A 13,924-nucleotide genomic window follows, 5' to 3' on the forward strand; every position below is an offset into this window, starting at 1 on the left:
GGCAGAATATTTAAACATCCTCTCCGCAACAAAACCTTAATAAATTGGGGACTTACACCACAGTCAACCTAATGTTCTGAATGTTATTCAGCAAAGTCATTCAAAAACGATGATATAGAAAAAATAACGATTCAATAGCGTAATTTTGAGTTGCAATATTGTTTCTCTCCCGCCATTTTAATTTAACCAGTTATTAACCGCGATTAACAATTATGCCATTACGCAATTCACCTGAGCGCTACGGCGCCATTTCCATTGTGCTGCACTGGCTGGTGGCCATTGTAGTTTATGGTATGTTCGCGTTGGGTCTGTGGATGGTGACGCTGAGCTATTACGACGGCTGGTATCATAAAGCGCCTGAGCTCCATAAGAGCATCGGCATTTTGCTCATGCTCGGCCTCGTGTTCCGGGTCGTGTGGCGTTTTCTTTCCCCGCCGCCAAAGCCGCTCGCCAGCTATTCACGTCTGACGCATATCAGCGCTGTGTTTGTCCATATCGCGCTCTATTTGCTGTTGTTCGGCATTCTTTTCAGCGGCTATCTGATCTCCACGGCAGACGGTAAACCCATCAGCGTTTTTGGGCTGTTCGAGATCCCCGCAACGCTTGCCGATGCCGGATCACAAGCCGACCTTGCCGGAAATATTCACCTCTGGCTGGCATGGACAGTTGTCGTGCTGTCCGTTTTGCATGGCCTTGCCGCGGTTAAACACCATTTCATCGATAAAGACGTCACTCTCAAGCGCATGCTGGGAAAATCGTCGCCTGACTCTGGAGCATAATATGAAGAAAATCCTGCCGGGACTCGCTCTCGCTTCGCTGCTGTTCACTACGGGTTCTGCTATCGCTGCGGATTACAAAATTGATAAAGAGGGTCAGCATGCCTTCGTTAATTTTCGTATCCAGCACCTCGGCTATAGCTGGCTCTATGGCACGTTTAAAGATTTCGACGGGACGTTTAGCTTCGACGAAGCCAACCCGGCCTCAGACAAAGTGAACGTCACCATTAACACTAACAGTGTCGATACCAACCACGCCGAGCGTGATAAACACTTGCGCAGCGCTGAGTTCCTGAATGTCGCCAAATTCCCGCAGGCAACCTTTACTTCAACCGAGGTGAAAAAAGCGGGTGACGGGCTGGATATTACCGGTAATCTGACGCTGAACGGCGTCACCAAACCGGTAGTGCTGGCGGCGAAACTGATGGGTCAGGGCGATGATCCGTGGGGCGGCGTGCGCGCAGGCTTTGAAGCTTCCGGCAAAATTAAGCTGAAAGATTTTAACATCACCACCGATCTGGGTCCGGCGTCTCAGGACGTTGAGCTGATTATTTCCGTGGAAGGCGTGCGTCAGAAGTAAGATTACGGGAGAGGGGCAACCCTCTCCTCAGATTTTATTCCGGATCCGGAATGCCCAGTTTGGTATTCAGACGACCACGGGATTTGTTAAAGATTTTGTTGCCATTCTCCCGCCCGGCGCGACGTTTACGCTGCTCTTCTTCCGGCAGTTCGCTCTCTTCTTTACACAGCTCACTGCAGCAACCGTTAAATTTCACAGCACATGCCGGACACTGAATGAACAGCAAATGACAGCCGTCATTACGACAATTGGTATGGGAATCACAAGGTGTGCCGCACTGGTGGCAATGGGCAATAACGTCATCGGAAATGCGCTCGCCCATACGCTCGTCAAACACAAAGTTTTTACCGATAAAACGCACCGGCAAGCCCTGTTCGCGCGCGCGGCGCGCATATTCGATAATGCCGCCTTCGATATGCCACACTTGAGTGAAGCCGTTATGCTTCATCCAGGCGCTCGCTTTCTCGCAGCGGATACCGCCGGTGCAGTACATAACGATTTTCTTATCTTTATGTTCCTGCATCATTTCGACCGCTTTCGGTAGCTGCTCGCGGAACGTATCCGCCGGGATCTCCAGCGCACCAGCGAAATGTCCGACTTCGTATTCGTAGTGATTGCGCATATCAATGAACACCGCATCAGGATCGTCGAGCATGGCATTCACTTCCGCCGCTTTCAGATAATCCCCCACATCGCTGGCGTCAAAACTCTCATCGTCGATACCGTCGGCAACAATCCTGTCGCGGACTTTCATGCGCAGCACCCAGAAGGATTTACCGTCATCATCAATCGCGATATTTAAACGCAGGCCGTCGAGCGCAGGATCGAAGGCATAAAGCGTCTGGCGAAAGGCGTCGAATTTACTTTGTGGCACGCTGATTTGCGCATTGATGCCTTCATGGGCAAGGTAAATACGGCCAAACACGTTCAACTGGCTAAAAGCCTGGTAGAGCGCGTCGCGCGTGGCTTGCGGATTAATAATCGAGAAATACTTATAGAACGAGACGGTAACGCGCGGTTCCGTTTCCGCGAGCATCCGCGCCTTCAGTTCATCATTGGAGATGCGGTTATGTAACACTGGCATGGTGTACGTGTCCTGCAAAGTTAGGGGTGAAAAAACGGCGGCATCATAAAGCAAATACTGATAATTTACATCCACACATTTTGCGCTACATTTTCTCTCATTCTAATGATTACGACGCAACAATTCCTGACAAAACAGGCATTCTGTGCGCCATGGTTTTGGTTAATTCCGAAAAAATGCGAGAATACAGGGAATTGTTGCTTCAAACAGGACAGTCATGACGCATTTACCCAAGTTTACGGCATCGCTGCTGCACCCGCGCTACTGGGCTCTCTGGTTCGGGGTCGGCATGCTGTGGTTAGTTGTTCAACTCCCCTATCCCGTGATTTACCGCCTCGGCTGCGGCATTGGCCACCTGGCGCAGCGCCTGATGAGACGTCGTGTACGTATTGCGCAGCGCAATCTCGAACTCTGCTTTCCGCACATGAGCGAAACAGAGCGCCAGAAAATGGTCGCGAAAAATTTTGAATCGGTTGGCATGGGTTTGATGGAAACCGGCATGGCCTGGTTCTGGTCCGATCGCCGGATGTCACGCTGGATGGACGTTATCGATTTTGAACATGTCAGAAGCGTGCAGGCGCAAGGGCGAGGAATCTTACTGATCGGCGTACATTTTTTGACGCTGGAGATCGGTGCCCGCATGTTTGGTCTGAACGAGCCAGGTATCGGTGTCTATCGCCCGAATGACAACCCGGTTATTGACCTGCTGCAAACCTGGGGCCGCATGCGTTCTAATAAAAGCATGATCGACCGTAAAGATCTTAAAGGCATGATCCGCGCCCTGAAAGCGGGTGATGTCGTTTGGTACGCGCCCGATCATGACTACGGCCCGCGCGCCAGCGTTTTCGCCCCTTTCTTTGCCGTTAAAGATGCGGCGTCCACGTCCGGAACCTGGATGCTGGCCCGCATGTCCCAGGCCTGTATTGTGCCTTTTGTTCCGCGCCGTAAACCGGGTGGCAAAGGATACGAACTGATTATTCTTGAGCCGGAGTGCTCCCCTCCGCTCGATGACGCAGAAACCACCGCCGCATGGATGAACAAAGTGGTTGAGCGCTGCATTATGATGGCGCCAGAGCAATATATGTGGCTGCATCGCCGCTTCAAAACGCGCCCGGAAGGCGTCCCCTCTCGCTACTGAATCGATAAAGAGCCTGCAAATGCAGGCTCTTTTTTTGTCATACAAACCTGCGTCAGCGCATTGCGGCAATCATAACCCAGGCGCATAATTAGCATGCTTACTATCGACTATTCTTAATGTGTGCTGTTATGGACGGTTATGTCTCACTCTGATGCCCCAATAAACTGGAAGCGCAATCTCACCGTTGCCTGGTTTGGTTGTTTTCTCACTGGCGCGGCGTTTAGCCTGGTGATGCCCTTTATCCCCCTCTATGTCGAGCAGCTTGGCATCACCGATCCCGGCGCGCTCAATATGTGGTCCGGTTTAGTCTTTAGCATCACCTTCCTGTTCTCTGCCATCGCTTCTCCCTTCTGGGGTGGTCTTGCCGACCGTAAAGGACGCAAAATCATGCTACTGCGTTCCGCGCTCGGCATGGCGATTGTTATGGCGTTAATGGGCATCGCACAAAATGTCTGGCAGCTCCTTGTGCTGCGGGCACTGCTCGGTTTGCTGGGTGGTTTTATCCCCAACGCCAATGCCCTGATCGCCACGCAAATGCCGCGCAATAAAAGCGGCTGGGCGCTGGGGACGCTCTCAACGGGAGGGGTCAGCGGCGCGCTGCTTGGCCCGCTGGCTGGTGGTTTGCTGGCCGATAGCTGGGGTTTGCGGATGGTCTTTTTTATTACCGCTTCTGTGCTTTTTATCTGTTTTCTGCTCACACTACTTTGCATCCGCGAAAATTTCACCCCGGTGGCAAAACGCGAGATGTTGCACTTCAAAGAGGTTTTCGCCTCGCTAAAAAGCCCCAAACTGGTGTTGAGCCTGTTCATCACCACCATGATTATCCAGGTAGCGACGGGCTCTATTGCACCGATTCTGACACTCTATGTGCGCGATCTTGCCGGTAATGTCAGCAACATTGCTTTTATCAGCGGCATGATTGCCTCCGTGCCTGGCGTCGCGGCACTGCTTAGCGCACCCCGTCTGGGCAAATTGGGAGACAAAATCGGCCCGGAGAAAATTCTGGTCGCGGCATTGATAATCTCCGTCTTATTACTGCTGCCAATGTCCCTGGTGCAAAATCCATGGCAACTGGGCGTTTTGCGCTTCCTGCTCGGTGCTGCAGACGGCGCGCTGCTTCCTGCGGTACAAACCTTGCTGGTCTACAACTCCACTAATCAAATTGCCGGGCGGATATTCAGTTACAACCAGTCATTCCGCGATATTGGTAATGTTACCGGCCCGCTGATGGGTGCGGCGGTCTCAGCCAGCTATGGTTTTCGCGCGGTATTTTGCGTGACGGCGGGCGTTGTTCTGTTTAATGCCATTTATTCATGGTTCAGTTTGCAGCGCCCTGCCCGCCGGGCCAGAACCGAGGCAACCCGCAGCATTCAACGCCAGGAGTCGCGTAAAGCGTGATCGCGCCCCCGGTACAATAGATATTTACCTCACATCCATGCTGACTCGCACATAAAAAGCGACGCTGTTTCGTGCTTATTTCCCGAATTAATCAAAGCCGAAAAGCGGAATAACTGGCATGACTGACCATCTTTATCTTGCAACACGTTAAACATAAAACGCAGTCACAAACATTCGTCACGAATTCTGCAGGCGTACAGTTATTCAGAGCGACACCTTTCTCGTTATGCCATGAAATCGCTGATTTATTTATGACAAATTTGACGCTCGCAAAACCAGCGTCTATAGGTTTGAGCATACCTTTTTTACTGTTATCTCAGGAGCGATGATATGGCCGAAACTGAACTGGAGTATTACTCAACACTGTCGGAAGCAATTGATGCCGCGCGGGAATTATTCATTGCCGATAACCCGGATCTTGATGAAGAAGAAATCAGCGTGCAGCAATTCAATGTGCAAAAGTATGTTCTTCAGGATGGCGATATCGCGTGGCGCGCTGAGTTTTTTGCGGATGAAGAAGAGCCTGGCGAATGCTTGCCTCTTTTCAGCGGTGAAGCCGCACAAAGTGTCTTTGACGGCGATTTCGATGAAATCGAGATAAGCCAGGAGTGGCAGGAAGAGAATACGCTGCACGAATGGGACGAAGGTGAATTCCAGCTGGAACCGCCTCTTGACACCGAAGAAGGACAGACAGCCGCTGACGAGTGGGACGAGCGCTGATTACTCGTAAGGGCCGTGATTAGCATCCAGCGGTAACAAAAGTGTGTCAAACACCTGTGAGAAAGGTAAATCAAGTACGGTAATGTAGCGCCACGCGGAGTCGCGGACATCCCACTTGACGCCAGGGTAATACTGATTACCGTGTCCCTGACCGGGGATTGTCCGGCTGACGATGCTGCCGCAACCGCTTAGCAGACACGCCATGAATACCACTAAAATTACTCTCACAGGCAACCTCTTCTTGTTTGATACAGATAAAAAAATACCGGCCATCTGGCCGGTATTTTCCTTAATGTCGGCTTACTTTGCCTTCAACGCCAGCGGGTTAAGCTTCAGCGTTTCATAGTAGCTCGCCCATGACAGATATCTCTCCGGCGCCGCCCACAAGCGATAGTGCATACGCGCTAGTGTGACCGGGTCGCTCAGCAATACCAGGCGACGGTCGCGGTTCAGCTTCTCTGGTGTTTCATTCAGCGCCTGCTCAACATGGCGATCGCGGGCAATTTCCAGCACGTGACTTGCGCGGTGGCGAGCCGTTGCCATCGCCGTTGCCAGCGCGTTGAATGACGGGTTAAACACCGCATGCATAAAGCCATCATCCAGGCTGCGCGAGCGGTTCAGCTCCAGATATTTATCCGTGTTCACCAGTACCTGCGGCGGAGAGTACTCTTCCGGGATGAGGAACAGTTTCCAGCGTTTGGTACGCAGTCCGACGGTAGACCGGCTGGAGATAACCGACACGAACGGCGACAGGATCAGCGAGAAGACAATTGGTGCCAGCCAGAACAGGAAGCGGAGATCAAGCCATGCCATCCCTACTGCCCATACCAGCCCCAGCAGCAGCTGAGAACCGTGGCGCATAAAGGCTTCACCCCACGGCGTGGAGTCATCGTCACGCTGCGGCGAGTTCCATACCACTTCCCAGCCAAGGAACGCGCTGACCACAAACACGGTGTGGAACAGCATACGCACCGGCGCAAGCAGCACCGAGAACAGCACTTCCAGCAGCAGGGAAATCGTTACGCGAATGAAACCACCGTACTCTTTCGGCCCCTTGCACCACACCAGGATGATACTCAGCAGCTTCGGCAGGAACAGCAGGACCATGGTCGAAGCGAAAAGCGCAATAGCCAGCTCCGGACGCCACTGCGGCCACACCGGGAACAGCTGGCGCGGCTGCAGGAAGTATTGCGGTTCCGTCAGCGCATGCACCACCTGCAAAGCCGTGGAAAGCGCAAGGAACATAAACCACAGCGGTGCAGAGAGATAGGACATCACACCAGTGAGGAACACTGCGCGGTGAACCGGGTGCATACCTTTAACCAGGAACAGGCGGAAGTTCATCAGGTTGCCGTGACACCAGCGGCGGTCACGCTTCAGCTCATCGAGCAGGTTCGGCGGCAGCTCTTCATATGAGCCTGGCAGATCGTAAGCAATCCACACCCCCCAACCGGCACGGCGCATCAGCGCGGCTTCGACAAAGTCGTGGGACAGAATCGAACCGGCAAACGAACCTTCACCCGGCAGCGGCGCCAGCGCGCAGTGCTCAATAAACGGTTTCACGCGGATAATCGCGTTATGCCCCCAGTAGTGGGATTCACCCAACTGCCAGAAGTGCAAGCCCGCAGTGAACAACGGCCCGTAAACGCGGGTCGCAAACTGCTGACAACGCGCATAGAGCGTATCCATCCCGGACGCTTTCGGAGACGACTGGATGATCCCGGCATTCGGGTTCGCTTCCATCAGGCGTACCAGCCCGGTCAGACACTCGCCGCTCATCACGGAGTCTGCATCCAGCACCACCATGTAGCTGTACTGGCTGCCCCAGCGACGGCAGAAGTCATCGATATTCCCGCTTTTGCGTTTTACGCGACGACGGCGGCGACGATAGAAAATCTGCCCTTCACCCTGCACTTCTGCAATCAGTTCCATCCAGGCTTTCTGCTCGGCTACGCAGATGTCCGGGTTGTAGCTGTCGCTCAGAATATAGACGTCGAAGTGCGCCGCGTTGCCAGTGGCTTTCACAGATTCCCAGGTTGCGCGCAAGCCCGCGAACACGCGATCCACGTCTTCGTTACAGATAGGCATAATCAGCGCCGTGCGATGTTCCGGGTTTAGCGGTTCATCGCCCACCGTCGAGGCCGAAATGCTGTATTTATCGCGGCCAATCAACAGTTGCAGGAAGCCCATCAACGCGGTCCAGAACCCGGCGGAAACCCAGCAGAACAACACCGCGAACAGGATCAAGATACCGGTTTGCAGCACATACGGCAGGAGCTGCATAAAGGAAACCCACAGATCCTGGCCCGCCATATCCGTTGGGTTGATAAGCGCCCAGCCCTGATAAGGCAGAATGGTTTTCATATACCAGGTGGCGACGACGGTTTGCGCCAGCGTCAGCACCAGCAGGATGTAGCGGCGGATAGAACCGACGGTACGCCATTTCTGCTCGTGTGCTTGTTCCTCTTTGGTCAAACGCGCAAGGTAACGGGGCGCAACTTCGCGCCCGCGCAGACGATCCCAAAAACGGCCAATCGGGTTAGTGCGCCACGGATCGGGGAACATCGAAGAGCGTTTGGCTTTCGGCATCGCCTGAAGCTGTGCACGCCCTTCATCATCTTTGATCAATTGCCCTTCAGCGAGCGAATCCGGCCAGCTATGTTCCAGACGTGCTTTCACAGAACCCAGCGGCGTATCATCTTCACGCGTCCAGCTCGTATGCTCTTTATCCAGCGCCTCATGCACGCTGCGAATGCTCTCTGTCGGCAGCGCCGCTTTTTCCGATGCGGAAAGCGGCAGCATGTCGATATACTCAGTTGTCTTATTCATTGGCAGGTAGCTGATAGCTCCAGGTTTCACTCAGGTTCTGGTCGGCGTTGACCAGCGCCGCGCGCATATCCGTGGTTTTCTTCGGATCTTTGACTTTCACGCGCAACATCAAACGCCAACCTTGCGTAACCGGATTATAGCGAACGGTGTTTTCCACAATCTCACCGTTATCGCCAATGCTGGCTTGCGCGGTTACTGGGGTATCCTTCGGCAGCTTTTTCATATCCTGGCCGGTGAAATCCACCACAAACGCGATAGTTCCGTCAGGTTGACGGATAAGATTTGACTGTTTCACATCCCCTGTGGAGCGACGCGTCTGCAATACCCACGCATTGTCTGGCGCATGCAGCTTGTCTTCGTCACGGCTAAAGGTGATGGTGTATTTGAAGTTCATCTCTTTACCCGGATCCGGCAGTTGATCCGGCGTCCAGTAAGCGACGATGTTATCGTTAGTTTCGTCATTGGTCGGGATTTCAACCAGTTCGACTTTACCTTTGCCCCACTCACCTTTCGGCGTTACCCACGCGCTCGGGCGCAGATCGTAGCGGTCATCGATATCTTCAAAACGGGAGAACTGACGACCACGCTGCAGCAGACCAAAGCCCTGCGGGTTTTCCATCGCATAGCTGCTTACAGCAAGATGTTTCGGGTTATTCAGCGGACGCCAAATCCACTCGCCGTTGCCTGCCAGCATCGATAACCCGTTAGAATCATGCAATTCCGGGCGATAGTTGGTCGCAGGAGAGGGTTGCGTCGGCCCAAACAGGAACATACTGGTCAGCGGCGCAACACCGAGTTTGCCCACTTTATCGCGCAGGTAAACTTTGGACTGCACATCCACCACGGTGTCGCGGCCTGGAATAATCACAAAACGGTATGCGCCTGTTGCACGCGGTGAATCCAGCAGCGCGTAAATGGTCAGGCGTTTGTCAGTTGGTTTTGGACGCTCAATCCAGAACTCACGAAAACGTGGGAACTCTTCGCCAGATGGCAGTGCGGTGTCAATGGCGAGACCGCGAGCGGAAAGGCCATACACCTGCCCCGCACCAATCACACGGAAGTAGCTTGCGCCCAGCATGCTGACGATTTCATCGTTTTTATCTTTATTATTGATGGGGTACAGAACTTTGAAACCGGCGAAACCGAGGTCTTTGACCGTGTCTTTATCGTGCTGGACGTTGCCGAAATTGAAGTAATCCGGGCTGTATTTGATTTTACGTACGGCAGTGGTAGTCACTTCGTTGATGGTCACTGGCGTGTCGAAGTACATACCCTGGTGATAAAACTCAAGCTTAAATGGGGTGTTGATCGCGTTCCAGTAGGCTTTGTCATGGTTAAACTGGATCTGCTGATAGTCCGCGTATTTCATCTCACGGAACACAGAGGGCAAATTGGTCTTGGGTGCTTCGTAGCCTTTACCGGCCAGTGATTGTGCCTGTTTTGCGACATCATCAATAGAAAAGGCCCAGCCTGATGACGTATAAAGTGACAACAGAACAGCAGCACCTACCCAACGCATTTTCATCATTCGTAATTTAGGTTTCATAATAACTAAGCACTTCCCCCTTTGTGTGCTTAAATCGATCCGATCCATTTTAATGGAAACTCAGGCTATCCGACAACTGAATCCCCGCATTGTTCTCCATGCAGGCTCATTGAATAAGCAAATGAAACTAACCCTTTATCGTTTTGCAGGCTTATCCTGGAGACAGGTTATCGGTCATAGTGTAGGGTTGGTTGCGAATGTAATCATTATTTGTCTTATGGATAAGACGAAAAGTCTGAGAATGTACGGAGTGATATGACCAAAACCCCCGCACAACGAGAATATTTCCTTGATTCCATACGCGCGTGGTTAATGCTGCTTGGGATCCCATTTCATATTTCGCTGATCTACTCCAGCCATATGTGGCACGTGAACAGCGCCTACCCTTCATGGTGGCTAACGCTGTTCAATGACGCCATACATGCGTTCCGTATGCAGGTGTTTTTTGTTATTTCCGGTTATTTTTCATACATGTTGTATTTGCGCTATCCGCTTAAGCGCTGGTGGAAGCTGCGCGTTGAGCGCGTCGGCATTCCAATGCTCACGGCGATTCCGCTGCTGACGCTACCGCAATTTATTATGTTGCAATATGTGAAAGATAAAACGGCTGAGTGGCACACCCTATCGACTTATGACAAATTCAACACGCTGTCATGGGAACTCATCTCCCATTTATGGTTCTTATTAGTCCTTGTGGTATTAACCACGGTTAGCATGGTGCTGTTTAAAAAACTAAAAAATAGCGCTAACCGGCTGGCTGGTAATATTTCGCTGGCGAAACTGTCGCTTTGGTTCCTGCTGTTAGGTATCGCCTGGGCTGCGTTGCGTCGAATTGTGTTGATGATCTCTCCGGATATATTACGTGACGCGCTGTTTAATTTTGCGGTCATGCAGACCTTGTTCTACATTCCGTTCTTCATTCTTGGTGCGCTGGCGTTCATTAACTCGCGTCTGAAGTCACTGTTTACCACGCCTTCGCCATGGTGCATGCTCGGCTCAGCGCTGGCCTTTGGTGCTTATTTGCTTAATCAGCGCTATGGCAGTGGTGATGGCTGGATGTACGAAACCGAGGCGGTAATCACCATGCTGCTGGGGCTGTGGATGGTCAATGTGGTCTTTTCATTAGGCCACAAATTGCTGAACTTCCAGTCAGCGCGCGTCAGTTATTTCGTGAACGCGTCCCTGTTTATCTACCTGGTACACCATCCGCTGACGTTGCTATTTGGCGCGTGGATCACACCGCATATCCAGTCCAATCTCCTTGGTTTTCTTGCCGGGCTGGTCTTCGTCATTGGCATTGCGGTGCTGCTGTATGAAATCCATCTGCGCATTCCGCTGCTACGCTTCCTTTTTTCCGGTAAGCCGCAACAAAACGACGCGAAGCGTCATGCTCACGCCAGATAACGTTTCCGGCTGCCCTGCCCGCAGAGCAGCCGCGACTTATTGGATGTGCTGAGTCAGTAAGCGCTGGTAAAGCTGCGTCATTTCGTCATCGAAACAAACAAAGATCACCTGCTGGAGTTGAGGCCGACGAATGAGATGTGCAGCCACGGTATTAACGGCGATTTCTGCCGCCGCGGCTTTTGGGTAACCATACACGCCGGTGCTGATAGCGGGAAAAGCAATGCTCGTGTAACTATTGGCTTCCGCCAGCAGAAGGCTATTGCGGTATGCATCCTCCAGCAAGCGCGCTTCATTCTCCTCTCCGCCACGCCAGACCGGTCCAACCGTGTGGATCACCGCCTTCGCCTTTAAATTTCCCGGCGCCGTGATCACCGCATGGCCTGGCGGACACTCGCCCTGCTGCTGACGTACCTGCCGGCAAGCATCGAGCAAAGCGGGCCCAGCGGCACGATGGATCGCGCCATCCACACCGCCGCCGCCAAGCAGTGATGAGTTTGCTGCATTCACAATCACATCCACTTCAAGCGTGGTGATATCCCCCTGAAGCACCTGCATACGTGGTTGCATTCTTGCCCCCTTTCCGGCCAGTAACCCGTTAACACCGTTAAGTGTACCCGGAAATAGCAAGGGCAACATATTCAAAATCATCAGTTATAGGTGATGGTAACCTCGGCGCGGGATTGCTGCGCATCGAGATAGCGCATCTGGACTTGCGCAACTTGTGGAGAGAGTGGTTGCCCGGTTACATCGGTGATACGGATTTGCTGAGTCTGCGTTTTATTGTCTTGCAGACAGGAGAGCAGCAGATTTTGGTTCTGAGTGTGAGTTTCGCAGCCGCCTTCAACGATGGCACCCCGAAAATGGATCGCCCCTCCCGCCGGTTGGGTTCCCGCATAGGCAGATGACATTATGCAAAAACAGGCAACAGGGAACACGAACGCTTGAAACAGACGCATAAACACCTCGTAAGTCACTCATCCCTGACGGTTGAGCTTCGGCCATTGATACGTTAAATATCGGCACCGTTAGCGTGCTCCTTAATTAAAATTAGCATTCAGATGGGGAATATGTTTGTTACTAAGTGGATTATGAAAATTATTATTCGGCAGGCCACTGCTGAACGAGATGTAGCGACTGACCATCAGACACCGTGACGATAATTTTGACGTTATCGCGCGCGGAAATATTCAAGCGAATGCGCGAAATCGCGGTCGTTTGATTCGCCGGGAGAGTCATCGTGTTTCGTTGCCGGCTTTGGCTCACCCCCGCAGCACCTTCGCGCTCGGTAATAATCTGCACCTGGCAAACACAATCCTGTGTAACCTGCACCAGCGGGGTAATGGTGTAATTGTCGCCGTCGCGGGTGGTATTGAACGTGATCTGGCTGGATAACGCCGCCAGCAATAATAAGGTATGCATAGCGCCTCCAAAAAAAACAGGGCCGCAGCCCTGTTTATTCCTGCCCGGGGGATCAGTACTGATTCGCGGTAGCGTGGTTACCGTAACCGGTTTGCTGAACAGTGACACTCGAGCCCGATGCAGTCTGGTTAACCAGCGCGCCGTTACCCACACCGTACTGGCTCACAGAAATATCAGAGTTGCGGCCATTCCACTGATCGATAGTGGCATTGTTTTGCGCCCCGTTCTGTACCAGATCGATAGAACTGGCATCAGAACCCTGGCCCACATCGGCGGCGTTGGCGGAACCATACTGATGGATAGTCAGATCAGATTCACGTGCATCGCTTTGCAGAGCAAGGGCGGCGTTGGCGCTGCCATATTGATAAATGCTCAGTTCAGAATTTGGACCATTGCTGCCACCACCATGACCGCCGCCATTACCATACTGCGGGACACTGCCTGCAAATGCGCCTGCTGAAACAACGATCGCTGCGAATGCTGCCACTTGGAAAAGTTTCATGGTAAACCCCCGTTGGATTGAGATTAAAGCCGCAAGACTTTCAACGTTGAATAACGCGAATAGCCATTTGCGACTGTCGTTGCACCACTACTGCCGTTTTTTGCGTACCGTACTGCGTGATATTTGCCCGGTTGCCCGAGCCTTTCTGAATAATAACCGCACTATTACCATAAGCACCCTGCGTAATACTCGCATCGTTGGCACTACCGGCCTGATCAATATAAGCAAGGTTATAACTTCCGGACTGATTAATTTGCGCTGAATTGTTTCCGCCATTTTGCGAAATAACACCTAACAATTTCGAACCTCGTTGATCAATATGCGCATTGTTACTCGCACCATGTTGATCAATATTGGCTGATTGATTATAAGGCGCCTGGCTTAACTCATTAACCGCCAGATTATATTCCGGATTTGCCAGGTCATATCCAGCTGCTGTTACAAGGCACGGAATTCCCAGCAGGGCTAACATCATAAAGGCTATTTTGTTCTTCATGCTGTCACCGCCAAACTTATTTGTTAATACCG

At 52.3% G+C, this 13,924-nt stretch carries 15 protein-coding genes; 6 read left to right on the plus strand and 9 right to left on the minus strand.

Translation table 11 applies throughout. The features are described from left to right. Positions 1 to 212: 212 nt before the first annotated feature. A complete protein-coding gene (locus tag M8Q36_RS20815) occupies positions 213 to 779 on the plus strand; it encodes a cytochrome b (RefSeq protein ID WP_249882209.1) in 567 nt (188 codons plus the stop codon). A 1-nt stretch (position 780) separates the two neighbouring features. Then, positions 781 to 1,356, plus strand: coding sequence for a YceI family protein (locus tag M8Q36_RS20820; protein ID WP_020457417.1), 576 nt, complete (start codon positions 781 to 783; stop codon positions 1,354 to 1,356). A 34-nt stretch (positions 1,357 to 1,390) separates the two neighbouring features. Here M8Q36_RS20820 and trhO read toward each other — a convergent pair whose 3' ends face one another. Then, complete coding sequence (trhO, locus tag M8Q36_RS20825) at positions 1,391 to 2,440, minus strand: oxygen-dependent tRNA uridine(34) hydroxylase TrhO (RefSeq protein ID WP_249882210.1); 1,050 nt, start codon at positions 2,438 to 2,440, stop codon at positions 1,391 to 1,393. A gap of 217 nt (positions 2,441 to 2,657) precedes the next feature. On the opposite strand from trhO, the gene M8Q36_RS20830 reads away from it, so the two are divergent. The 3 genes from M8Q36_RS20830 (at position 2,658) to M8Q36_RS20840 (ending at position 5,696) form a co-directional block, all read left to right on the plus strand. Further along, on the plus strand, positions 2,658 to 3,578 hold the full coding sequence (locus tag M8Q36_RS20830) for a Kdo(2)-lipid IV(A) acyltransferase (protein WP_249882211.1): 921 nt from the start codon (positions 2,658 to 2,660) through the stop codon (positions 3,576 to 3,578). A 138-nt stretch (positions 3,579 to 3,716) separates the two neighbouring features. Continuing rightward, positions 3,717 to 4,976 (plus strand): multidrug efflux MFS transporter MdtG, encoded by a 1,260-nt coding sequence (mdtG, locus tag M8Q36_RS20835; protein WP_249882212.1) that lies wholly within the window; start codon positions 3,717 to 3,719, stop codon positions 4,974 to 4,976. A 330-nt stretch (positions 4,977 to 5,306) separates the two neighbouring features. Beyond that, on the plus strand, positions 5,307 to 5,696 hold the full coding sequence (locus M8Q36_RS20840) for a MysB family protein (RefSeq protein WP_020457413.1): 390 nt from the start codon (positions 5,307 to 5,309) through the stop codon (positions 5,694 to 5,696). Here M8Q36_RS20840 and M8Q36_RS20845 read toward each other — a convergent pair whose 3' ends face one another. The 3 genes from M8Q36_RS20845 to mdoG all read right to left on the minus strand — a co-directional run bounded on the left by M8Q36_RS20845 (position 5,697) and on the right by mdoG (position 10,053). After that, positions 5,697 to 5,924 (minus strand): YceK/YidQ family lipoprotein, encoded by a 228-nt coding sequence (locus tag M8Q36_RS20845; protein ID WP_249882213.1) that lies wholly within the window; start codon positions 5,922 to 5,924, stop codon positions 5,697 to 5,699. 72 nt (positions 5,925 to 5,996) lie between these two features. Continuing rightward, complete coding sequence (gene mdoH / locus M8Q36_RS20850) at positions 5,997 to 8,525, minus strand: glucans biosynthesis glucosyltransferase MdoH (protein WP_249882214.1); 2,529 nt, start codon at positions 8,523 to 8,525, stop codon at positions 5,997 to 5,999. Further along, positions 8,518 to 10,053 carry a glucans biosynthesis protein MdoG gene (gene mdoG, locus M8Q36_RS20855; protein WP_020457411.1) on the minus strand — a complete coding sequence of 512 codons (1,536 nt, stop codon included), beginning with the start codon at positions 10,051 to 10,053 and terminating at the stop codon, positions 8,518 to 8,520. The genes mdoH and mdoG overlap by 8 nt, the downstream gene beginning before the upstream one ends. Positions 10,054 to 10,326: 273 nt before the next feature. Between mdoG and mdoC the strand changes: the two genes are divergently transcribed. Then, the gene (mdoC, locus tag M8Q36_RS20860) at positions 10,327 to 11,475 is read left to right on the plus strand and encodes a glucans biosynthesis protein MdoC (RefSeq protein ID WP_249882215.1); all 1,149 of its coding nucleotides are present in this window, start codon (positions 10,327 to 10,329) and stop codon (positions 11,473 to 11,475) included. 36 nt (positions 11,476 to 11,511) lie between these two features. Here the strand turns inward: mdoC and ymdB are convergent, their stop codons facing one another. The 5 genes from ymdB to csgB form a co-directional block, all read right to left on the minus strand. Continuing rightward, on the minus strand, positions 11,512 to 12,042 hold the full coding sequence (gene ymdB / locus M8Q36_RS20865; protein WP_249882216.1) for an O-acetyl-ADP-ribose deacetylase: 531 nt from the start codon (positions 12,040 to 12,042) through the stop codon (positions 11,512 to 11,514). Positions 12,043 to 12,122: 80 nt separating this feature from the next. Continuing rightward, the gene (locus tag M8Q36_RS20870) at positions 12,123 to 12,383 is read right to left on the minus strand and encodes a YmdA family protein (RefSeq protein ID WP_249882217.1); all 261 of its coding nucleotides are present in this window, start codon (positions 12,381 to 12,383) and stop codon (positions 12,123 to 12,125) included. 190 nt (positions 12,384 to 12,573) lie between these two features. Then, positions 12,574 to 12,894 carry a curli assembly chaperone CsgC gene (csgC, locus tag M8Q36_RS20875; RefSeq protein WP_249882218.1) on the minus strand — a complete coding sequence of 107 codons (321 nt, stop codon included), beginning with the start codon at positions 12,892 to 12,894 and terminating at the stop codon, positions 12,574 to 12,576. Positions 12,895 to 12,946: 52 nt separating this feature from the next. Next, a complete protein-coding gene (gene csgA, locus M8Q36_RS20880; RefSeq protein WP_017456373.1) occupies positions 12,947 to 13,396 on the minus strand; it encodes a curli major subunit CsgA in 450 nt (149 codons plus the stop codon). A 40-nt stretch (positions 13,397 to 13,436) separates the two neighbouring features. Further along, positions 13,437 to 13,892: a curli minor subunit CsgB gene (gene csgB, locus M8Q36_RS20885; RefSeq protein ID WP_249882826.1), complete on the minus strand. Its 456-nt coding sequence runs from the start codon at positions 13,890 to 13,892 to the stop codon at positions 13,437 to 13,439. Positions 13,893 to 13,924 lie beyond the last annotated feature (32 nt).

The sequence above is a fragment of the Kosakonia sp. R1.Fl genome, assembly GCF_023516815.1.
GTDB lineage: Bacteria > Pseudomonadota > Gammaproteobacteria > Enterobacterales > Enterobacteriaceae > Kosakonia.